This window comes from Paenibacillus sp. FSL R10-2796 (assembly GCF_037965315.1).
In the GTDB taxonomy this organism is placed as follows: Bacteria; Bacillota; Bacilli; order Paenibacillales; family Paenibacillaceae; genus Paenibacillus_AQ; species Paenibacillus_AQ odorifer.
In genome coordinates, this window is the sequence record NZ_CP150178.1 from 1,361,999 (window position 1) to 1,384,247 (window position 22,249).

Sequence of the window (22,249 nt, forward strand, 5' to 3'; positions counted from 1 at the left end):
TTGGTACTAAGACAATGATTAATGCAATGCAGCAATGACGTTTTACTACAACGTAAGAAGGTGACTTGAAGTGCAAGCAAGCTATCGACCGACAGTAGCCGAAATTAATCTGGATGATTTGCGTGCCAATTACGAAGCCTTTCGCCGCTACTTGCCGGCAGAGACAAAGTTTATGGGATGCGTCAAAGGAAATGCGTACGGCCATGGAGCAGTGGAAGTGACACGGGAGCTGGAAAGACTCGGAGCAGATTATGTTAGTGTGGCTTTTTTGGATGAAGCATTGGAGCTGCGTCAGGCGGGAATACTGATTCCTATACTGGTGCTTGGCTACACTTCCCCAGAAGGAATAGCCGTTGCCTGGGAGAACCATGTAACTGTAACACTGTTCACACCGGAGGTACTGGAGGCTATAAGACAGCTTCCTATAGATCCGGAACATCGGCTGAAGGTGCATATCAAGATTGATAGCGGGATGGGACGACTGGGTCTTTTACCAGCTGACGCACCTGCATTTATCTCTGAAGTGCAGTCTGTTGCGCAGGCGGAGCTGGAGGGTATGTTTACCCATTTTGCCAAGGCAGACGAACAAGACAAAAGCTATACACTGGAACAGCATCGACGGTTCATGAGCGTGGCGGAAACGCTGCGGGAGCAGAACATTCAGATCCCGATCATACATACGGGCAATAGCGCTACGGCCATTGATTCACCTTATTTATCCAGCAACATGGTGCGTGTAGGCATCAGCTTGTACGGATTTTATCCCTCCACAGAGGTGAACCGTCAACTGGTAGAACTACGTCCGGTATTGACGCTGAAGACGCAGGTTGTATATGTCAAAAGCCTGCCTGCCGATTGGGGCGTCAGTTACGGCACTAGGTACATCACAGAGAGCGAGGAGATTATTGCAACGCTACCTGTGGGGTACGCAGATGGATATTCCCGCATGCTAACTGGCAAAGCGGAGGTGCTAATACGTGGACGCCGCGTTCCTGTCGTCGGAACAATCTGCATGGATCAGTGTATGGTATCACTCAAATCTTTCGCTGCAGAAGCGGAACAAATTAAAGCAGGCGAAGAAGTTGTTCTCATCGGCCGTCAAGCTGACGTGATGATCACGGCAGACGAGTTGGCTCTCCAGCTTGGAACAATTCACTACGAGGTTATCTGCATGTTGGCTCATCGGGTGCCCCGCGTTTATATAAGTGAAGGCACACTTCCTAAATTAGTAAATGCTCTGCTCACAAACTGAAAGTTCTTGACAGTGATGTTATACAAGGGAGAAAATAGAAGGAATTGTTTCGTATTAGGAGATGTGACTAAAAGCCTATACGAACCACCATTTCTAGTTTATAATGGGATGCAGCATACTTGATATACTGGCGGCATATATTCCTTGTATAAAATTCCTTGTATATTGTAACACTGGAACACAAGGGCAGAAGGTTTGTGGGGGTGGAAGAGAAGGTGGCTAATTTGCAGAACACCAAAAGAATCATGATCAGCTTGCCCGATCATCTCTTGCAGGAAGTGGACGGAATTGTTCAATTGGAGAATTCCAACCGGAGTGAATTGATTAGGCAGGCCATGAAGCTGTACTTGAGCGAACGGAGGAAACGTTCCATCCGGGAGTCCATGCAGCGCGGCTACATGGAAATGGCTAAGATCAACTTGACCATGGCATGCGAGGCTTTCCTCGCGGAGGAAGATGCAGACAGCACTCTTGGCCGCTTAGTAAGCGGGGTGTAGACATTGATCGTTAAACGTGGCGATGTTTTTTTTGCTGATCTTTCGCCGGTTGTAGGTTCTGAACAAGGCGGAGTAAGGCCAGTTCTGGTCATCCAGAACGATATTGGCAATCGCTTTAGCCCGACGGTAATTGTGGCTGCAATCACAGCCCAAATCCAGAAGGCTAAGTTACCTACACATGTGGAAATTGACGCAGCTGCTCATGGCTTTGACAGAGATTCTGTTATTTTGCTGGAACAGGTTAGGACGATTGACAAACAACGCTTAACTGACAAGATCACCCACCTTGATGATGAAACGATGAAAAAGGTGGATGAATCGCTGCAAATCAGCCTTGGTCTGATTGATTTTTAATCACCCTAGGTTATAGATAACTCATGAGATTGGCGCTCGGGTACGAATCCGGGCGTCTTTTAATGTGCGTTTTTGCGTATAGTAAATAAAGAATCGTTAGGTCTTCACTTTTTGAAAATGATCTGATATTATTAGACCGTACGGTCGGTTTAGGAGGTGCTTAGAATCAAAGGACGCTCAGACGGAGAAGAAACTAAAAAAAGAATTGTGCGCAAGGCCACGCAGCTGTTTGTACAGAAGGGTTATGCTGCCGTAACTATGAATGAAGTTTGTGTAGCCTCGAATGTCAGTAAAGGCAGTCTGTATCACCATTTTCCGAGCAAGGATGAGCTTTTTCTATTTGTAGTGGAAGTGGATACGTTAGAGTGGCTGCAAGCGTGGGATGATAAGAAACAGGAAATTGTAGGGATCGAAGAACGATTTTATGCGTTAGCCGAACACTACGCAAATGATTTTCAGAATCCATTGATTCATGCGCTCGAGGAATTCTCCAGAAGCAGATGCCACCCGGAAGAGATTAGCAAGCGGCTTTCACTTCTTTATGAAGCAGCCTCACATGCTTGTCGTGATCTTTTGAAGGAAGGTATTGAAACGGGATATTTGGTAAAGGGCGACTTAGAGAACTATGTAATCATCGTGAGTGGCATGCTTGAAGGGATTGGAAGAGTTTCTGAATTCTCGATTCATGAGAAGACCCAGGAGGATATAAAAAAATATTACCGGGAAGCAGTAAATTTATTATTACAAGGGATCCGTACGGGGTAAGATAACGAGGGGCATGAAAAGAAGCTTTACATTCAGGAACATGAAGGCTGAAGCTTCTCAAAGGCACCGGAATAGGAAGGGTTATTTTTTTACTATTATTTAGACCGGATGGTCGGTCTTAACATGCATAATATTCGAAGTTTTGGCTTTAAACACACGGAGGGTTAATACAATGTCATTGTTACTTAGAAACAGAGGCGCTATGCTGCTTGTTATGCTTAATATTTTTCTGGCTTTTACTGGAATTGGGCTAGTAGTCCCAATAATGCCAACCTACATGAATGAGCTTGGGATCAGCGGAAGTACTGTCGGGCTCTTGGTCGCCTCCTTCTCGCTTGCCCAATTATTAATATCGCCATTTGCCGGCAGATTATCCGACAGAATCGGTAGAAAAAAGGTGATTGTAGCAGGTTTGATCGTGTTTGCGATATCGGAGCTGATTTTTGGTCTGGCCAATGTACCCTGGCTCTTGTTCGTTTCGAGATTGCTTGGTGGTGCAGGAGCTGCTTTAATTATGCCGGCAGTTATGGCTTATGTAGCAGACACGACTTCTTTTGAAGAGAGAGCTAAAGGAATGGGGCTAATTAATGCAGCCATTACCACCGGCTTTATTATTGGTCCTGGGATTGGCGGTTATCTTGCTGAGCTTGGAATGCGGGTACCCTTTTTCTGTGCGGCTGGGGCAGCTGGAGTTGCAGCTCTAATTACAGTTTTAATTTTGCCTGAGTCTCTATCTGAAGAGAAACGTAAGGAAGCGACGTTATCAAAAAATAATCAGGAAAGCTTCTTGACGCAGCTGATGCGTTCTTATCGCGAACCGTATTTTTTCGGCTTAATTATTGTATTTGTCATGGCTTTTGGGCTGGCTAATTATGAAACGGTGTTCGGATTGTTCGTGGACCATAAATTTGGCTTTACGCCTAAGGATATCGCTTTTGTAATTACCTTTGGTTCTATTGCAGGTGCGGTGGTGCAGGTGTCCGCGTTTGGCTGGATCTTGAATAAATTCGGGGAGAACAAGGTGATCTCCACTTGTCTTATAGTCTCATCATTGTTTATTCTGCTGACCTTGTTTGTAAGCGGCTTTTGGGCGATTATTACGGTTACCTTTATTGTGTTCTTTGCAATGGATATTCTGCGTCCAGCAGTAGGCACACAGCTTTCCAAGATGGCCGGAGAATCGCAGCAAGGTTTCGTAGCGGGAATGAACTCAGCTTATACAAGTCTCGGAAATATTGCTGGGCCTATCGTCGCAGGGTATTTGTTTGATCTTAGTATTAACTTCCCATATGGGGCAGCCGCGCTCGTTCTGGCTTTGTGTTTTGTATTGTCACTGAGTTCCGGAAAACGGGGAATGGGACAGCGGGCGTAATCGCCGAATCCGGGCTCTGACCACTCTACCATGCCTCGCTTTATCGCACAGCGGTTCAGTACAAAGCGCGCTATTCGGGCTGGTCTTTGGTGCAGAGCCGAATCTGTGATACTATTTTAATTATGAGATCAAGATATGTATAAGCAGATTGTGTACGGGAAGAGGGATACTAATGGCGGTAGATAACAGCAATACGGAAGTCATTACGGATGAGGCAAACGCACAGCGGGAGCAGGAATTGATAACCGTAGCGATTGCCAAGGAATTGAACATTAGTCTGAAACAGGTACGCACTACGGTAGGACTGCTGGATGAGGGAAATACCATTCCGTTCATCGCCAGATATCGGAAGGAAATGACGGGTGAGCTGGACGAAAATGCGCTTCGTGATATTGAAGAACGGCTGGGTTATCTTCGCAATCTAGGCGAACGTAAAAAAGACGTTATACGCAATATTGAAGAGCAGGGCAAGCTGACCAAAGAGCTTCATGAGCAAATTATCAATGCGGTCAAGCTTCAGGAAGTAGAGGACTTGTATCGTCCCTTCAAGCAAAAGCGTAAGACGCGGGCTAGTGTTGCGAAGGAAAAAGGACTTGAGCCGCTTGCTAACTGGATCTTGGAGCAGCAAAGACAAGGGGATCCACAGACTGAAGCATCGAAATATATTGATGTGGAAAAGGGAGTAGAGAGCGCAGACCAAGCGCTGCAAGGCGCACTGGATATCATTGCCGAGAACATAGCAGATGATCCTGCGATCCGCTCTTGGGTTCGCCAGTATACAGCAAGTCAAGGTATTCTTGTGTCTGAAGCAAAGGATGCAGAACAAGAATCTGTATACGAAAATTACTATAGTTACCGTGAACCTGTACACAAAATGCCACCTCACCGCATCCTAGCAATTAACCGTGGTGAGCGTGAAAATATATTAAAGGTAGGCATTGAGGTCGTCACTGATAAAATTCATGCCTATATCGCACGGAAGATCATTAAAGGGCCATCCCCGGTGAAGGAACTGCTGGAAGCAGTGACTGAGGATGCCTACAAACGTTTGATTGCTCCTTCTGTAGAGCGTGAAGTTCGTGGAGAGATGACCGAACGTGGGGAGAACCAGGCGATTTCGATCTTCTCTGGCAATCTACGTAGCCTGCTGCTGCAACCGCCAGTAAAGGGACGTTGTGTGCTGGGTGTTGACCCTGCATACCGTACTGGCTGTAAGCTGGCTGTTGTAGACGATACAGGTAAGCTGCTAGAGGTAGCTGTGACCTATCCGACGCCGCCGAACAACAAGAAGCTCGAAGCTGCTGCTAAGTTCAAAGAGTTGATTGCTAAGTACGGCATTCAGCTCATCGTAATCGGCAATGGTACAGGCTCGCGTGAAACGGAGCAGTTTACAGCAGAAGTGATTGCCGAGATTGGCAATCCAGAGCTGGCGTACCTGATCGTTAATGAAGCGGGAGCGAGTGTCTATTCGGCTTCCAAGCTGGCGCAGGAGGAATTCCCGGATCTGGATGTAGCGGAGCGCAGCGCGGCTTCTATCGCCCGTCGTGTGCAAGACCCGCTGGCGGAGCTGGTGAAAATCGATCCGAAAGCTATTGGTGTGGGACAGTACCAGCATGACGTCTCCCAAAAGCATCTGGAGGAGAGTCTTAAAGCCGTCGTGGAATCAGCGGTAAACCATGTTGGCGTGGATGTGAACACGGCATCTCCTGCCTTGCTCTCTTATGTAGCAGGGGTTAATGGAACAATTGCTAAGAATATCGTTAAATTCCGGGAAGAGAACGGCAAGTTCACGACTCGGAAGCAGCTGCAAAAGGTACCTCGTCTAGGTGCCAAGTCCTATGAGCAATGTATCGGCTTTCTCCGGATTCCGGGTGGAGACAACACCTTGGACCGCACGCCTATTCACCCCGAGTCCTATCCGGTGGTGGATCGTTTGTTCCGTGAGCTAAGCCTCGATGTGAATAAGCTTGGCAGCAAAGAAGTGGCCTCACAGCTTGAGGTGCAAAATGCCGAGGAGCTGGCTGTGAAGCTGGATGTCGGCGTGCCTACGCTGCGCGACATCCTGGAGAGCTTGCAGCGTCCGGGCCGCGATCCGCGCGAGGAGCTGCCGTTGCCGATCTTCCGCACCGATGTGCTGAAGATCGAGGACCTGGTTCCTGGCATGGAAATGCAGGGAACCGTCCGCAACGTTATCGATTTCGGCGCATTCGTCGATATCGGCATCAAAAACGATGGGCTGGTGCATATTTCCCAGCTCAGCGGCAGCTTTGTGAAGCACCCGATGGACGTTGTCTCCGTAGGAGACAATGTTACCGTCTGGGTGATGGGGGTTGACCTGAAGAAGGGCCGGGTCAGCTTGACGATGCGTCCGCCGCGTGTTGAGGCGGGAAGCGTAAAGTAGACAGATCGCAGTGATCCTCAAAGAACGACAACAAGAAGCCAGTCTCCATTATTGGGGACTGGCTTCTTGTTGATTATTTTCAGCTGGAACCCTTTTTGTCATTATAGAAGTGAAGGACGTGCACTCTTTGGGTAAGTTTAGAGTAACAGTTGAACTAATGGCTTATTATTAGGAGGAGATAGATGTGGGAAATCCATTGAAAGAATTAAAAAATAGTGTGAATGGCCTGAAGCAATCCCTTGACGGAGTTAAGCAATCAGTAGAGGGGTTGAAAGAACCTATAGATGAGATGAAGGGAAACATTCAGATCACGTTGGAGCAGGCGAAGGACAGGTCTGAGGGATTCAAATCGGAGATCAATCGTATGAAGGAATGTGTGGAGGAAACTAAGCTGGTTGTTAATGAGGCGAAGGAAACGGTAATGGAGGCGGGTGAGGTGCTTTACACTCAGAAACGCTATAAAAGATTGTTGAAGAAGCAAAACCGAAAAATGCAGCCTGCAAAGGCAGGCCGCCGTTTACTATAATCAGCCGGAAGTCCAAACATTTACCGCAGTTACAACCCGTACCTTTTAATTATAGGAATGAGAGGGAAGCGCATTTAAAAAAATCTGCAACAGCTCATTTACCGAAGCCTCCATATTGGAACGTTGCTCAGCTGCAAGCCAATCCTCTTGAATGATGATATAGCTGCAGGAGCTGCTTTTTAAATAGCTGTATATTATTTGTGCTTCGTCAATTTCATGGCGGCCGATCGCTGCCGGGGTCTGATTGGGTTCACTGTGAAAAGTGGTCATAATCGCTGACTTTATTGCCGCTTGCAGGTGGGTGATATCCGGTTGATCATATTGTAGCTTGGTATGGGACAGGATACGGTTGCCCTTGAGCAGAATGAGTTTAAGCGTCTGTTCATTCATGGCCTCAAGAACAGCAATACTCTGATTCTCTTGAGCGAATTCGATGACCTTTTCTTTGTGAATCAGGAAGCTAACAGCTCCAATATAATCCCTGTATTTGGCGGCGGTTTCGAAGTCATAGTGCTCCGCGGCCACTGCCATCCGTTGCTCCATTTCCTCGAGGATGCTGGAATCTGAGCCGTTTAGTAAGCCAATGACCCGATCAATAATTTTATTATATTGAACAGCGGCATCTCCGCCTGCACACATCCCAATGCATAGGCCAAGCGAATGGTTTAGGCATAGGGAATTTTTAAAGCTAGGGTTGCTGCAAAGGATTTTTGAGCTTTCTTTAATGCCTTGTACTGCCCGTTCAACCGTGCTTCTGCTTGTATAGGGACCCAAAACCTGAGTGCCTTCTTTGACCGCAGGATCATAGGTAATCTCTAACGAACGTATTTTTTCATCCGCTCCTATTACGATATAGGTATAAGCCTGCGGATTTTTCATTTTTTTATTGTACATGGGTTTGATCTCTTTAATTAATTTGCATTCCAGCATAAAGGCTTCGAATTCTGTATCCGTAAGGATGATTTCCAGATCTTTAATATTTCTTACAAGCTGCTTAACCTTTGGGGAATGAGATTTTGAGTTTTGAAAATAAGATTGGACTCTCCGTTTTAACTGTTTTGCCTTGCCAACATATATAATATGACCGAGATTATCCTTCATGAGATAAACACCGGGAGTTAGGGGAAGGCTTTTAAGTTTTTCTGTTAAATGAATGATAACCCCGCCCTCTCATAAGAGTTGTATGATTGATAGTTTTAGTATAAGCTTGCAACCTTCATTTGTTCAAATCAGTCTAAAGAGTGAAGGATCGAAGCTAAGGAGGGATCTTATGTACTTCGCAAAAAAAATCGGTGGGCTGGCGCTGATAGCAGCAATGTTATGGCTTACAGCATGTAGCGGAACGCCAGAAGCAGGGACGGAGCCGAAGCAGACGCCAGAGCATTCACAAGAGCAGACGCCAGTGCAGACGCAAAAGCCGATACCCGAGCAGGCACCAGAGCAGACGGAAAAGCAGACGCCAGAGCAGACATCAACTGCACAGTCAGCGGCTACTACGGAATCACCACAGGAGACTGAGACATCAAGTACGGGGCAGCCGCAGGATCTAGAGGGATTACCGCCATCAGTTGAGGAAGCAGCGACGACGGTTATAAGGTCAATTAAAAACAAGGATATGAAGCAATTAGCGGCATGGGTACATCGGGATAAAGGGCTACGTTTCTCTCCATATGCATACGTGGATACAAAAAATGATCTTGTATTCACCCGGGAGGAAGTAGAAGGATTAATGAATGACTCTACCAAAAGAGTCTGGCGAACATTTGCTGGCTCCGGTGATTTAATCGAGCTGACATTCGCAGATTACTACAAGCGGTTTGTTTATGATGCGGACTTCATTCAGAAGGCCGAAATTGCTGTGAACAAGGGGCTTGGGCAAGGGACGACGATCAATAACTTAAACGAAGTGTATCCTAAGGAGCAATATGATTTCGTTGAATATCATATTGCTGGTATCGATCCTTCTGTCGAGGGTATGGATTGGCGCAGCCTGCGCCTAGTCTTCGAAAAGATCGGAGAAGACCATGCATTAGTCGGCATTATTCATGATCAATGGACGCCTTAGCTTACGGACTCAGACGGCGCTATTATGGACGCTGTTTGCCTGCTTCAACTTATTATTCACGTCCGTTGGTATACGCTGATCCTTACGGACCCAAATGACGCTATTCGCGTGTTTTTAGCGATTAGAGCACAGGTTCGGACTCCAGTGCAGCTATTCATTACAAAAAGGAACATTTATGGTGCTTTTTGTGCCGATAGCGACGATGGAGTCCTTTAGTAGTCCAAATGTGCGATTATACTGCGAATAAGGTCATCTGGGTCCGATAGCTACTGCAACCCCATCCGCTGCAAATCCTTCTGTTGCACACCTAGTGCTGCACACCTAACTGATGCATACCTAACAGATGCACACCTAGTTACTGAACACCTAGTTACTGAACACCTAGTTACTGCATACCTAACTGCTACACACCTAACTGTTGCACACCCATCTGCTACGTTCGCATACCGCAAACATTGGAGCATCGCTGATCTGTATTTTGTTTTTGGGTACCTGCTTCAGCGGATTTTCATATTCGTTGATACAGGATGAGCCTTACGGACCTAGATGACGTTATTCGCGTGTTTTTAGCGATTGGAGCACAGTTTCGGACTCCAGTGCAGCTATTCATTACAAAAAGGCACATTTATGGTGCTTTTTGTGCCAATAGCGACGATGGAGTCCTTTAGTAGTCCAAATGTGCGATTATACTGCGAATAAGGTCATCTGGGTCCGATAGCTACTGCAACCCCATCCGCTGCAAATCCATCTGTTGCACACCTAACTGCTGCACACCTAGTTGCTGCACACCTAACTGCTGCACACCTAGTTACTGAACACCTAGTTACTGCATACCTAACTGCTACACACCCATCTGCTACGTTCGCATACCGCAAACATTGGAGCATCGCTGACCTGTATTTTGTTTTTGGCTACCTGCTTTAGCGGATTTTCATATCCATTGATATACGCTGAGCCTAACGGACCCAGATGACGCTATTCGCGTGTTTTTAGCGATTAGGGCATAGTTTCGGACTCCAGTGCAGCTATTCATTAGAAAAAGGCATATCTATGGTGCTTTTTGTGCCAATAGCGACGGTGGAGTCCGATAGTATCGTGAAATTGGCATTTTTCTGCGAATAAGGTCATCTGGGTCCGATAGAAGCTACGTCCGTGCAAATATGATCTAATCGCTCGAAGTTTGATGTTCATCCCGTCAAGTAGCCTCTTGCACACAAAAATGATCTAATCCCTGGAAGTTTGATGTTCATCCCCGTCAAGTAGCTTCATGCACACAAAAATGATCTAATCGCTCGAAGTTTGATGTTCATCCCCATCAAGTAGCTTCATGCACACAAATATGATCTAATCTCGCGAAGTTTGATGTTCATCCCCGTCAAGTAGCTTTATGCACACAAAAATGATCTAATCGCTCGAAGTCTGATGTTCATCACTGCTAAGTAATCAGCATTTCTGAGCCTGAGTTAGCTTGCGAACCCAGCGACGTTATTTGCAAATTTATTGCGATTGGAGCACAGTTCGGGCCCAGTGCAGCTAGTCGTTAGAAATAGGCCCATATTGGATGTTTTTTAAGACAATAGCAATTATGTAGTTCGATAGCGGCTGCATCCGTTACCTTATCATTCGGAGTTTGGAGTTGGGATAAAGGGGGAAGGAACAACAAGGGATGCTTCAGTAGCCATATGATGGCTTTTGAGGCATCCCTTATTTGTTTATAAAAATGAACTTAGATACCTGAGGAAAGGGAAGAGAGGCGAAGGGGAACTTTGGGACTGTAGGAGCGATAGCAACCGCTGCTAAGATTTCCATGGGAAAGCCATCTTCGTAAGCATAAGCTTCTCCGTATCTCAGCCGTCATAAACGGTAGCTGGAATCCAAATATTCACCGCAGCTGCGACTGACTCTTAACTCTAAAACCCTCAAGTTCAATTTATATTATTGTGCCGCGCTAGACGAATAAGAGGCGGAGCCAGTTACAGGTTGAGCGATAGCTTTGTATCCATCTGGCAGATAAGTGGCAACAGATGCTTTTGTGATCACCTGCGCGTACATTTTCCCTGGTTCAGGAGCAGTCACGTTAAAGTAAATCACAGCTGTATTGTCTTTACCAAATTCGATTCGCTCAATCACCAGCCCATACCCGGGGTTAGGTAGATTATTAACGGTAAGGGTGGCTTTATTTACGCCTTCACCCGCTTTGGTCAACGTAACCTCTGTTTCGTAGGTTGGAGTAGTGGGACTGCCATTAGATACAATTACACGTTTAGCAAAAGCGGCTGCATCATAGATCAGAGCGGCTGCTTCAGAGCGGGTAATAGCATCATTTGGCCGGAAATTACCGTTCTTATCGAGTGTGGCAATATGTGTATTCAGCAGAATCTGGAGACTATTTATAACCTCAGTAGAGAGTTTATCGCCATCCTTAATATCTACATACATCAGCGTAACAGGGAAGTTACCTTTACTTTGCAGCGCTTGCGTCAATAAGTGCGCGAACTGAGCACGGGTGATGGTTCCGTTAGGATCCACTGTCCGGTCGAGTGAAAGGCCATTTTGCTTGGCAGTCAGGAAAGCCGAAGCATACCAGGCCTTGTCGTTCACTTTATCAAAATAATCACTCGCTTTGGAAGAACTACTACCTGCCGCTGGTTGCGGAGTCAGATTCAGACCCCCAACGATGAATTGTATCCCTTGCGCAAAGCTTACTTTAGATTTAGGAGCAAACTTATCTTTGTCTACTCCGTTTATAATCCCCTCTTTATGCAAAGAGTTGATTTTTGCTTCCGCAGGATCACCTTTCAAATCTGAAAAAGCAAAAGCGGATGCCCCAAAAGACACACTCGCTGCCAAAATGCCGCAGGCTATAGTCATTTTTTTAGCGTTATTTATGAATAATGGTTTTTTCATTTGCGTCACCTCCATACTCTTAGATGGTAGATTAGACCAAAATGTTGCATAGAATTTAAAATATTATAACGGTTCAAGTAAAATATTATCCACGCAGTAGCGATTCGGCACCATCTATATAAATTTCAGTTCCCGTCACATGAAAAGATTCATCCGATGCGAGAAATAATACCAGATTGGCAACCTGCTCAGGCTTACCTGGTGCATTTTCCAGCGGATGATTACCTTCCGGAAATTCCACAGGAATCTTCACTTCTTGAAGATCATCGCTTTTATACGTATTATCTCCAATTTGTGTATCGATTGATCCAGGACAGATGGCATTTACACGGATGCCGTATTGCGCCAGCTCTAGTGCAGCCATTTTCATAAAAGCAACTTGTCCTGCCTTGGAAGATGAGTAAGCGGAAGCGCCAATGTTCGAGAATACTCGGTTGCCGTTAATGGAGCTGGTGATAATGATGCTGCCGCCATTTTCTTTCATGTGGGGGATGGCGTATTTTACTGTGGCAAAGGTGCTGCGTAGGTTGGTATTCAGTGTCTGGTCCCAATCTTCGATTTCTAGTGTTTCGATGGGAGACCATGTACCATTAATGCCAGCATTGGCAAAAATAATATCAATCTTCTGGGCCGCCTCCCCAACCTTACGAATACTTTCTTCGACCAGACCTGGATTGGAGACATCGCATTCAATTACTGTTGCTGTACCGCCAATAGATTCAATCTCACGTTTAGTTTCATAGGAATCCTCGGGAGTGCGGTCAAGCATATATACCTTAGCTCCCTGTTGGGCAAACCGTATCGCTGTAGCTTTTCCAATACCGGAACCAGCACCTGTAACCACTGCAACTTTATCCTGTAAACGTTTATCTGTCATGATGAATTTCCTCCTCGGCGTTAAATTTCTTATATTAGTAATTACATACCCGGCATAGCTGAATCTAACCATTTGAACTGGAGGGTGGAACAACGTGGATGGATATATTACTATGGAACATAAGGATGTAAATAATATAAATTCAGATAAATTTAGATAAATCTAGCTCATGATAGGGGAACTATAGATGATTCAGCAGCAGGGAGCAGAACGGATTAATGTGGGGATATTTGCCCATGTGGACGCCGGGAAGACAACAACAACGGAGCATATTTTGTATGAAAGCGGTCGCATTCGAGCGCTTGGCAGCGTAGATACGGGGACGGCATTGACGGATTCTATGGATGTGGAGCGGCAGCGGGGGATCTCCGTACGGGCGGCATTGGCTTCTTTTGCTTGGAAAGGTGTGCAGATTAATCTGGTCGATACCCCGGGGCACGTCGATTTTCTGTCCGAAGTTGAGCGGTCTTTGCGGGTGATGGATTGTGCGGTGCTTGTTCTTTCAGCCGTGGAGGGTGTGCAGGCCCAAAGCGAGATGATCTGGAACGCGCTGCGCAAGCTGGGAATCCCCACACTTATTTTTGTGAACAAAATGGATCGTGTAGGTGCTGACCCTGAAGCTGTGCTGGCAGAGGCGCGAAATTATTTGTCTAGTGATATCATTCCAGTTCAGCAACCCATCGGCAAAGAGAAGGAGTACATAGGAGCAAGAGATTTATGGGAGAATGAAGCTGATGCTAACAAGCGAACAGAATTATTAGAGGCTTTAGCTGAACGGGACGAAGAGCTGTTGGAGAAGTATATGTCTGGTAGTCCGATTGATTTGGCTGAATGGAAAAAATATATGAAAACAGCCGCCTCATCAGGTCGCTTTTTTCCGATGGTTTATGGCGTCGCCGCCAAGGGGCTTGGGATTACTGCCTTGCTGGATGCGATGGTTGAGTATTTTCCGCGCGCTGGTGGGAATGTGGAGGGTCCGGTGTCAGGCATCGTATACAATATTCAGCGTGATAAAAGTATGGGACGGATGGCGTTTGTCCGCCTGTATGAAGGGACGATTCGTAACCGCGATACGCTGTTGAATTATACGCAGGATATTCAGGGAAAAGTGACCCAGATCCGCAAGGTCGAAGGTGGTCGGACCGAGGATGTCGGAGCGCTTGAAGCGGGAGATATTGCTGTTATCTATGGTCTTTCCGGGGTGCGCATCGGAGATGTGCTCGGCCATCCGGGGGCCATTCCGGAGGAGGCGAAGCTGGCTGTGCCGCTGCTAACGGTGCGTGTATTCTGGGAGCCAGATATGGATGACCATAAGGTTATCGGGGCGCTGCAGGAGCTGGCGGATGAAGATCCGCTTTTGGATGCACAGTGGCTGCAGGATGAGCGGGAGCTGCATATCAAAGTAATGGGACCGATTCAGCTGGAGATTCTGAACAGTGTTCTGGAGGAGCGATATGCGCTGAAGGTGACCTTCGGTCAGCCTTCTGTCATTTATAAAGAAACGCCAGCCCGTGCAGGGGAAGGTTTTATCGCTTACACGATGCCGAAACCGTGCTGGGCGATTCTACGCTTTCAGATTGAGCCTGGACCTCCGGGCAGTGGTTTAGTCTATGATTCGATAGTGCGGAGTTCCGATCTGCTGCCGCAATACCAGAGCGAAACCGCACGTCGTGTACCGGAAGCCTTGCAGCAGGGTTTGTATGGCTGGGAGGTTACCGACCTTAAAGTGACCTTGACCGAGGGACAGCATCATGTATGGCATACCCATCCGCTGGATTTTGCTGTGGCGACTCCGATGGGAATTATGGACGGACTCGCTCGGGTAGGCACTAAGCTTCTGGAGCCGATTCTGCAGGTTCGCATCGTGGTCCCTGAGGAGAATGGCGGCCGGGTGATGAACGACCTCGTGCAGATGCGCGGCACGTTCGAGCCTCCCGTGCTGCAAGGCGAACGGATGATTATCGAAGGACGTCTGCCGCTGGCAACGTCACTCGATTATCCTGTCAGCTTAAGCTCCTACACGAAGGGGCGCAGCACGTTTACTTCTTTTTTTGCCGGCTATGAAGAATGTCCACCAGACGTATCTGCTGAGCGCACCCGCCGGGGCGTGAACCCACTTGATCAGGCGAAATATATATTAAGCGTGCGAAAGGCACTGCAAGGGTAAATTGAGGTAGAAGGACTATTGAGACTAATAGGCAGGGTGAAGACAAAGGAGCGTGTCAGCGATGTTAGTACTAAGATATACTCAGAAATTATTAAAAGATATGAAAGTAGCTCCAGTAGAAGTAGAAGACATCTCCTCCTTTTTTAGTTGGCATGTGAATATTATGCAACTCAGAAAAAAACATATTTTATTTGTACATGATGCAAGCCGGTTATGTATATTATTGGATGGAATAAGAAGTGGTCAAGCTGATAAATTGGTTGAAAAGTTCAGAATAGAACTTAAGGAGTATTTATTGCAGGAGGGTTTTAAGAAGCAGCTCATAAATCAGTATTTACTAGAGGCCGGAGAAATCACTATATCCCGTACAAATAATAAAAGTGTACTTGGAACAATGAATGAAATAACACTATACAATTCGGTAGCTCAAAGTGATTTCAGCAGCTTGCTTGAGAGGAATAAGTGGTTGAACACTATTATATATAAACCTATTGATTATAAAGAGCCCATTAATGTCTTTAGAGAATCCTTAAATAGTTACTATTCATAAGCAAGTACTGTCAATCTTGGACTAGCTGAAGCTTTTATCGGAAATCTGAGGGGGAAATAAATTGAAGATTAGAGAAGCAACAGCTAGTGATATAGACGGGATCGCTTTTGTCCACGCTGCGAGTTGGAAAACCACGTACAGAGGGCTAATTTCGGACGAGTTTCTCGATAAAATCACAGTGGAAGTAAGAAGAAAGCTCTGGATTCGGAATTTTGAAAACCCCAATAAAGACGAGGTTATGTATGTGGCCGAAGATGGGGCTGGGACGATTATTGGTTTTGCAAATGGAGGAACGCGAAGAGGGTCAGATCTCTCTGATCTCTATGATGCGGAGCTATATGCACTCTATTTGCTTAAGGAACAGCAAGGAAAGGGTCTTGGAAGGCAACTCATAAGAAGCGTAGCACAGAATTTATTGGAGAAAAATTATAGCTCGTTCATGACTTGGGTGGTAACAGGAAATCCCGCGATTCATTTCTACCACAAAGTGGGTGGGCAATCTGTTGCGACAAAAGAAGTGAAGATTAGGAATGAGATTGTTGAAGAGATCATGATCGGGTGGAGGGATATTGGGACTGTTGGGGATTAAGAGCCAAGGGGAGCGATGTGCAGAAGCCTTTAACTGTATTTTGTACAACTATAATCCTGCAAATAACCCGCCAAAGGATATAACTGTATTTCGTACATCTATTTTTGTGATTTATTACTCTATGGGCACATTTTCTAGTTTTTAAGTGTACAGAATACAATTAAAGTCCTGATGATCCCCTTTGGATGCGGAATAAGTGTATGAAATGCAGTTATTTTACGAGTTCATTAAGCTCTGCCAGCCTTTTTCCACTTGCCCATAATCTGCCGTAGCAAGCCACCGCAAACCGGAGTATCGTTGCTACAACCGCCTATTCCCCCTCAGACTCAGCCTTCTTCCGCGCTCGGAAGCGCCGCACCTTCATAAGGTTGCCACAAGCTTTGTCATCGCAGTACCGCTTGGAACGGTTGCGTGTATCATCGTAATAGACCCAGAGGCAATCGGGATTCTCGCAGATGCGGAATCTTGTGGGTTCTTTTTCAAGCAATGCCTCGGCAAAAGACGCCGCAATCTCCGCCATCACCTGTTCCCAACCGCTATGGAGTGGCAAAAGCTTTATTTCCGCTTGCTCGTCGCTTTTCCATACAATTCGCCGTGTAACAGGACCCTTGTCCAAATAGATATTGAGCTGTTCAAGCATTTCTCCATACACTGTGTTTCCTTGCACAATAGCCTGTACCCAGTTCCATAGTAGTGAGCGAAGCTTTTTAAGCTGCGCCATTTCTATCGTGTTCGGCATCTGTGTTTCTAAAAGAGAATACTCCTTCAGCCATTTAAAAACCCATTCTTCTTCATCGAGCCTGTCCCGATCTTTATTCTTATCTCCTGTTCGCCAATCCCGCCAGTAGCTGTTAATGAAATCCTCCCACAACACGGTCTGTTCATCCTTTCCGATTCAACGCTCATTACAAATCATTGTAACAGTTAAAAATAAGTTTAGCTAGTTACTTGAATACAATCTGGAAATATGCTACATTTCTTTTGTAACCACTATATTATGGTTTAAGTAGTTACATATTAGTTCGCTTTGAAGTAGTTCTTTTTGAAGCTACACCATGAAGTTTATGCTTACACAAATTTTTAGGAGGTTGAACATGCAAAATAAAATCAGTGAGGTCTTGCTCCAAAATTGGGATTATTGCATGGATATCGAGGATTGGGCTCCGCCGCTTAGCGATGCGCTGGAAGGTGTGGATAGCAAACAGGCTCTCTGGAAGCCAGAGGGTGGGGCGGCCAATTCTATCTGGGAAACGGTTAACCATCTAACTTATTATAAGGTGCGTTTGCTGCGAAAGCTAAAGGGGTTGCCCAAACAACCCGATGCTGAAAGCAACGATGATACCTTTACTGTAACAGCTGAAGGAGAAGAAGCATGGGCGAAAGCCGTTGCAGACCTGAAGGACGTGCATGCTGCTCTTAGAGAAATCATTGAAGCGTTGGAAGAAGGCGCGTATGATTGGGGCGGTTCGGGTCATGCGCCAGGGGAAGAAGTAATGAGCCTTATCCTACACGATTCTTACCATACTGGACAAATTATTATGCTGCGTAAATTGCAGGGTTCTTGGGTGTCCAACCGTAGTTTTAATTAGAACCTCCACATTTAAAAATACAAGCCGTACACTGCTATTCCGGTATACCCGGGTCAGCGGAGGTACGGTTTTTTTTTGTGCAACTCTGGTAGGCACGAGTATATATTCTATATTGTTTTTTTTGGTTGATTTGGATAAATTAAAACGCGATATGGATATGGGCTCAGAAACTAATCACTGATATCATATAATCCAAAGGCTGAATTAACAAATAACTAGAGCTGCAGATGATTCCTGAAGATTTAAGGGTCATCTTTTTTGATGAGGAATCAAGTTTATCAGGCGGAAGGGAGTGTAAAGATTGACGAGGTTTGGACAGTTAAACACATTGCGTAATCAAATTTTCCTGGGTTTTATGTTTGTCATGGTGATCGTACTAGCCACGGTTGGTTTTTTTATGTACGGGCAAGTTTCGGTTCTATTACGCAATAGTGCGGAGAAGCACATTGAACAGACTGCAGTTCAGGCAACGGGCAAATTGGATGTACTGATCCGGCAGATTAATACGTTGACGGCGCAAGTGGCAACCAACGCCTCCATTCAGCGATTGCTCGCTCAAGAGGCTGAAGGAAAGCCGATCAGCTTCGCCGAACGTCAAACCATCCAGCAGGAAGTACGTAAATATGAGGCGTATGCGACAGGGATTCGTTCCATTGAGCTGTATGCAGGTGATTATCAGAAATTACTTTCGGTTGATGACGCCAGCCTGAACAATCGAGTATCCGAAGAATGGATCAGCCGGGTGGACGAGGGCAAAGGACGTCTCGTATGGTTTGGACTTGACCCGCGGAATTCGGATATCGTCATTGCGATTCGTAATATTAGGCTGATTGATCATTCATTCACGAAAGCTGGCTATATTATGGTTCAAATTGAGAAAAGTTACTTCCAGCTTACGGATGAGGTGGACAGCTCACAGGCGGAAACGCGTGAATTAATGAGATTATTTGATGAAGCGGGACGGCAAATTTCTTCCGATTTTTCCGTAAATGTCAATGCAAATAAGATACTGGATCATGGAGGAGAAAAGGTTGAGGTTGGCGGAGAAGACTACATTGTAATTCAGAAGCAGTCCAAGGCAACAGGTTGGAGGCTAGTAATCCTTACTCCAGTTGACTATACGACAGAGGGGATATCTGTCCTTCGTACAGCGATCATCGTATCCGGTGTTGTTGGCAGTTTATTGTTTCTCATCTTTACTTTTATTTTATCCACGATGATTACACGGCCCATACTGAATTTGATAAAAGTGATGCGCGGTTCACGATTTGGAACCTTGAAACCGATTTCAGTCACTTCTACCACTATGGAGATCAATGAGCTCAATAATACTTACAACCAGATGGTTCACTCTCTGAATGAACTAATTGAAGTCGTCTATCAGAAGGAGATCGTCCAGAGTCGCACAGAATTAAAGGCACTTCAGGCTCAAATCAATCCGCACTTTCTATTTAACACATTAGAAGCATTCTACTGGGCCCTCGATGAAAAAGGTGAGGAGGAATTAGCTCAAATTGTGGTTGATATGTCGGGGCTTTTTCGTTATGTCATCAATCGAACTGATGATGATGAATGGGTGACTATCGGCGATGAGCTCGACCATGCCGAAAGATATTTGAAGATTATGGAGATGCGTATGCTCGACAGGTTATCCTGGCGGATTGAGTCAGATGAAGCTTGCCGAAGTGTCCCGCTACCGAAGCTGTTAATCCAGCCTCTGGTCGAAAATGCGATTCTTCATGGCGTAGAGCAAAGGGTTGGACCGGGGACAGTCATGCTAATTGTCAGACCTTCAAGTCGTCCGGGATATACATTGGTTACGGTAACTGACGATGGTCCAGGGATGGATGCAGCAAAGATATCGTCTATCTATCACACCATGGAGAAGGGGAGCATGAGGTCTTCCAAAGGGACTGGGATTGGTATTGCTAATATAGAGCGGAGACTGAAACTCAGTTACGTAGACAATACGGACGGGCTTGAAATACGAAGTGAAGAAGGTTATGGAACTAGCATCTCTTTTGAAATACCGAATGAACCTGGAGAGGGGAAAAACACGTGAAAACTATACTCATCGTAGATGATGAACCGAGAACAAGAGAAGGGGTTCGTAAAACATTAGAAGCCTGGTCATCCGGTCAATATCGCATCGAAACCGCAGCAAGCGGTGTTGAGGCACTGGCATGGCTGCAAAATAACGAAGTTAATCTGCTTATTACCGATGTGCGCATGCCTGAGATTGGAGGGCTAGAATTAGTTGAAAAGCTGAACGAAATGCCTCATTCTCCAGTGGTTATTGTGATCTCCGGGCATCCTGAATTTGACTATGCACAGAAAGCCTTGCAGTTTGGTGTAGTTGAATATTTACTGAAGCCACTCGACAAAACGAAGCTGGTCCGAGCAGTGGAATTAGCATTGAAACGCAAGGATGATATTTATCGAATCGAACAAATGGAGAAGCTGATCGATCCCAAGCTTATGGAAACGGTACAGCAGGAGAAAGTGTATAGCACTCAAGTGCGTGAGGCACTCCAATACTTAGACGAACATCTTCACGAATCGATATCCATGCGTGATATAGCGGATCAATTACACATGAATGCCAGCTATTTCAGCGTCCTTTTCAAAGAGCAGACGGGACTGACTTACAGTGAATATGTAACGAGAAGGAGAGTACAACGAGCCAAAGAACTACTGGTGAGCACACGGTTGTCTATTGCTGAAATCGCGGAACAAGTAGGCTATCAAACAGCCAAATATTTTGTGAAGGTATTTCGTGCACTCGAAAATGTTAGTCCAGGGCAATACCGGCAGAACGTCATGACCACGGAGGAAAGAATCCAATAATAGTGGTATTAGTCCCAATCCTTATGACCTTACGACATCATGGGATCCAAGCTACAATCTAGTTAAGCGGTTACAAGGCCGCTAGACAACAATAGAAAAGGGGTTGTAAGCGTGCGCAATAAAAAATGGACAATATTGTTCTTAACGATGTGCCTCGTTCTTGTCACAGCTGGTTGTGGTCAAAAAGATAACAATGCAGGTGAATCTAAAGGTAGTGCAAATGGGGGAAGCGACAAAGTCACCGTTAACTTCATGCATTTATGGCCAGAAGGTGTTTCTGCCGGACAAAATAAAATTGTTAATCAAATCATTAAAGAATATCAAACAGAGCATCCCAATGTTGTAATCAAGCAAGAGGTTCTGGACAACGAGCAATACAAAAATAAGTTGAAGGTATTATCTGCTTCTAACGAATTGCCAGACGTTGGGGTAACTTGGGCCGCTGGCTTTTTGCAGCCTTACGTTGAAGGAAATCTGTTCGCACCTGTAGATGACTTGTTGAATGGTGAATTAAAAGACAAGTTCGTCGCAGGAACTACAGAGGCTTATGCTATTAACGATAAAACGTATGCGCTTCCACTTGAGTTTAACATCGCACCTATCTACTACAATAAAGCTATTTTTGAAAAGTATAATCTTGAGGTTCCACAAACCTACGATCAGTTTAAGCAAGTTGTAAAAACACTATCTGATGGGGGCATTGCACCGATTGCTCTCGGCAATAAGGATCGCTGGACAGGATCGCTTTGGTATATGTATCTGGCTGATCGGATCGCAGGCCAACAGGCACTTGCAGGTGCGATCAGTGGATCAGGCTCATTTATGGATGAAGGATTAGTAAAGGCGGCATCAGAGGTCCAATCACTTGTAGACAGCAATGCATTTGTTAAGGGATTCAACGGTTTATCAAATGAAGAGGCAAAATCAGAGTTCGTAAATGGCAAGGCGGCAATGTACATGATGGGATCATGGGATCTGCCAAACTTCACAACGAATGAAGAAATTCCACTGGAATTCCGTAATAGTGTTGGTTTCTTCAAATTCCCGACAGTGGAAGGCGGGAAGGGAGACATTAACAGCTGGGTAGGTGGACCAGGTGTAGGATTATTTGTTGCTGAGAATTCTGAGGTAAAAGAAGAAGCAAAATTATTCGTCGAGTATTTCGTATCCAAATGGGGAGAGCAATCCGTAACTGGAGCAGGCGTTATTCCAGCTACGAAGGTGGACACCGCCACACTGGATCTACCACAGCTCTACATCGATTTGTTTAACGAAATGAACAAAGCTAGCAGCATCACTTTATTCGCAGATGTTCAAATGCGTGCCAATGCAGCAGAAACGCATCTGAATATGATCCAGGCTCTTTTTGGCAAAGCGGTGACGCCAGAGAAGTATTCCGAGGAGCATGACGCGGCCATCTCCAAAGGCAACTAAAGCTTCGACAACTAGGCGAAGGGGACAATTAGCTTATCCGGCAGCGTGATGCCGGAT

The 22,249-nt window shown here is 45.7% G+C and carries 19 protein-coding genes; 15 read left to right on the forward strand and 4 right to left on the reverse strand.

Annotation, left to right across the window (positions count from 1 at the left end; all coding sequences use genetic code 11):
* Nucleotides 1-70: 70 nt before the first annotated feature.
* The 7 genes from alr to NST58_RS06065 all read left to right on the forward strand — a co-directional run bounded on the left by alr (nucleotide 71) and on the right by NST58_RS06065 (nucleotide 7,167).
* Nucleotides 71-1,252: an alanine racemase gene (alr, locus tag NST58_RS06035; RefSeq protein ID WP_036686775.1), complete on the forward strand. Its 1,182-nt coding sequence runs from the start codon at nucleotides 71-73 to the stop codon at nucleotides 1,250-1,252.
* 215 nt (nucleotides 1,253-1,467) lie between these two features.
* Complete coding sequence (locus tag NST58_RS06040; protein WP_025698676.1) at nucleotides 1,468-1,749, forward strand: CopG family ribbon-helix-helix protein; 282 nt, start codon at nucleotides 1,468-1,470, stop codon at nucleotides 1,747-1,749.
* 3 nt (nucleotides 1,750-1,752) lie between these two features.
* Entirely contained in the window at nucleotides 1,753-2,103 is a 351-nt protein-coding gene (locus NST58_RS06045; RefSeq protein WP_036686777.1) for a type II toxin-antitoxin system PemK/MazF family toxin, read from the forward strand.
* A 156-nt stretch (nucleotides 2,104-2,259) separates the two neighbouring features.
* Complete coding sequence (locus NST58_RS06050; protein ID WP_081383506.1) at nucleotides 2,260-2,868, forward strand: TetR/AcrR family transcriptional regulator; 609 nt, start codon at nucleotides 2,260-2,262, stop codon at nucleotides 2,866-2,868.
* A 172-nt stretch (nucleotides 2,869-3,040) separates the two neighbouring features.
* Nucleotides 3,041-4,240: an MFS transporter gene (locus NST58_RS06055; protein ID WP_076100052.1), complete on the forward strand. Its 1,200-nt coding sequence runs from the start codon at nucleotides 3,041-3,043 to the stop codon at nucleotides 4,238-4,240.
* 172 nt (nucleotides 4,241-4,412) lie between these two features.
* Nucleotides 4,413-6,641: a Tex family protein gene (locus NST58_RS06060; RefSeq protein WP_076129532.1), complete on the forward strand. Its 2,229-nt coding sequence runs from the start codon at nucleotides 4,413-4,415 to the stop codon at nucleotides 6,639-6,641.
* A 184-nt stretch (nucleotides 6,642-6,825) separates the two neighbouring features.
* Entirely contained in the window at nucleotides 6,826-7,167 is a 342-nt protein-coding gene (locus NST58_RS06065) for a hypothetical protein (RefSeq protein ID WP_076186722.1), read from the forward strand.
* A 45-nt stretch (nucleotides 7,168-7,212) separates the two neighbouring features.
* Here NST58_RS06065 and NST58_RS06070 read toward each other — a convergent pair whose 3' ends face one another.
* Nucleotides 7,213-8,268, reverse strand: coding sequence for a GIY-YIG nuclease family protein (locus NST58_RS06070; RefSeq protein ID WP_339246734.1), 1,056 nt, complete (start codon nucleotides 8,266-8,268; stop codon nucleotides 7,213-7,215).
* Nucleotides 8,269-8,437: 169 nt separating this feature from the next.
* Here NST58_RS06070 and NST58_RS06075 point away from each other — a divergent pair, with 169 nt between their 5' ends.
* A complete protein-coding gene (locus NST58_RS06075; protein ID WP_339246737.1) occupies nucleotides 8,438-9,232 on the forward strand; it encodes a hypothetical protein in 795 nt (264 codons plus the stop codon).
* A 1,935-nt stretch (nucleotides 9,233-11,167) separates the two neighbouring features.
* On the opposite strand, the gene NST58_RS06080 is transcribed toward NST58_RS06075, so the two are convergent.
* Nucleotides 11,168-12,139, reverse strand: coding sequence for an S-layer homology domain-containing protein (locus NST58_RS06080; RefSeq protein ID WP_076129528.1), 972 nt, complete (start codon nucleotides 12,137-12,139; stop codon nucleotides 11,168-11,170).
* A gap of 85 nt (nucleotides 12,140-12,224) precedes the next feature.
* On the reverse strand, nucleotides 12,225-13,016 hold the full coding sequence (locus NST58_RS06085; RefSeq protein WP_339246740.1) for an SDR family NAD(P)-dependent oxidoreductase: 792 nt from the start codon (nucleotides 13,014-13,016) through the stop codon (nucleotides 12,225-12,227).
* A 187-nt stretch (nucleotides 13,017-13,203) separates the two neighbouring features.
* Here NST58_RS06085 and NST58_RS06090 point away from each other — a divergent pair, with 187 nt between their 5' ends.
* The 3 genes from NST58_RS06090 (at nucleotide 13,204) to NST58_RS06100 (ending at nucleotide 16,322) form a co-directional block, all read left to right on the forward strand.
* Entirely contained in the window at nucleotides 13,204-15,183 is a 1,980-nt protein-coding gene (locus NST58_RS06090) for a TetM/TetW/TetO/TetS family tetracycline resistance ribosomal protection protein (protein WP_248547876.1), read from the forward strand.
* Between the two features lie 61 nt (nucleotides 15,184-15,244).
* Nucleotides 15,245-15,733, forward strand: a complete 489-nt coding sequence (locus NST58_RS06095; protein WP_036686793.1) for a hypothetical protein — start codon at nucleotides 15,245-15,247, stop codon at nucleotides 15,731-15,733.
* Between the two features lie 61 nt (nucleotides 15,734-15,794).
* The gene (locus NST58_RS06100) at nucleotides 15,795-16,322 is read left to right on the forward strand and encodes a GNAT family N-acetyltransferase (RefSeq protein ID WP_339246744.1); all 528 of its coding nucleotides are present in this window, start codon (nucleotides 15,795-15,797) and stop codon (nucleotides 16,320-16,322) included.
* 310 nt (nucleotides 16,323-16,632) lie between these two features.
* Here NST58_RS06100 and NST58_RS06105 read toward each other — a convergent pair whose 3' ends face one another.
* A complete protein-coding gene (locus NST58_RS06105; protein ID WP_076280200.1) occupies nucleotides 16,633-17,196 on the reverse strand; it encodes a CGNR zinc finger domain-containing protein in 564 nt (187 codons plus the stop codon).
* A 220-nt stretch (nucleotides 17,197-17,416) separates the two neighbouring features.
* On the opposite strand from NST58_RS06105, the gene NST58_RS06110 reads away from it, so the two are divergent.
* The 4 genes from NST58_RS06110 to NST58_RS06125 all read left to right on the forward strand — a co-directional run bounded on the left by NST58_RS06110 (nucleotide 17,417) and on the right by NST58_RS06125 (nucleotide 22,192).
* Nucleotides 17,417-17,911 carry a DinB family protein gene (locus NST58_RS06110; protein ID WP_036686798.1) on the forward strand — a complete coding sequence of 165 codons (495 nt, stop codon included), beginning with the start codon at nucleotides 17,417-17,419 and terminating at the stop codon, nucleotides 17,909-17,911.
* A gap of 301 nt (nucleotides 17,912-18,212) precedes the next feature.
* Entirely contained in the window at nucleotides 18,213-19,973 is a 1,761-nt protein-coding gene (locus NST58_RS06115; RefSeq protein WP_038569068.1) for a sensor histidine kinase, read from the forward strand.
* Entirely contained in the window at nucleotides 19,970-20,758 is a 789-nt protein-coding gene (locus NST58_RS06120) for a response regulator (protein ID WP_339246747.1), read from the forward strand. The genes NST58_RS06115 and NST58_RS06120 overlap by 4 nt, the downstream gene beginning before the upstream one ends.
* A gap of 111 nt (nucleotides 20,759-20,869) precedes the next feature.
* Nucleotides 20,870-22,192, forward strand: a complete 1,323-nt coding sequence (locus NST58_RS06125; RefSeq protein WP_038569072.1) for an extracellular solute-binding protein — start codon at nucleotides 20,870-20,872, stop codon at nucleotides 22,190-22,192.
* The last annotated feature ends 57 nt before the right edge of the window (nucleotides 22,193-22,249 follow it).

Bases quoted from the DNA above. Each gene is read 5' to 3' on its own strand.
- NST58_RS06055 (WP_076100052.1), top strand. From the start codon at position 3,041: ATGTCATTGTTACTTAGAAACAGAGGCGCTATGCTGCTTGTTATGCTT.
- NST58_RS06060 (WP_076129532.1), top strand. From the start codon at position 4,413: ATGGCGGTAGATAACAGCAATACGGAAGTCATTACGGATGAGGCAAAC.
- NST58_RS06070 (WP_339246734.1), bottom strand. From the start codon at position 8,268: ATGAAGGATAATCTCGGTCATATTATATATGTTGGCAAGGCAAAACAG.
- NST58_RS06075 (WP_339246737.1), top strand. From the start codon at position 8,438: ATGTACTTCGCAAAAAAAATCGGTGGGCTGGCGCTGATAGCAGCAATG.
- NST58_RS06080 (WP_076129528.1), bottom strand. From the start codon at position 12,139: ATGAAAAAACCATTATTCATAAATAACGCTAAAAAAATGACTATAGCC.
- NST58_RS06085 (WP_339246740.1), bottom strand. From the start codon at position 13,016: ATGACAGATAAACGTTTACAGGATAAAGTTGCAGTGGTTACAGGTGCT.
- NST58_RS06090 (WP_248547876.1), top strand. From the start codon at position 13,204: ATGATTCAGCAGCAGGGAGCAGAACGGATTAATGTGGGGATATTTGCC.
- NST58_RS06095 (WP_036686793.1), top strand. From the start codon at position 15,245: ATGTTAGTACTAAGATATACTCAGAAATTATTAAAAGATATGAAAGTA.
- NST58_RS06110 (WP_036686798.1), top strand. From the start codon at position 17,417: ATGCAAAATAAAATCAGTGAGGTCTTGCTCCAAAATTGGGATTATTGC.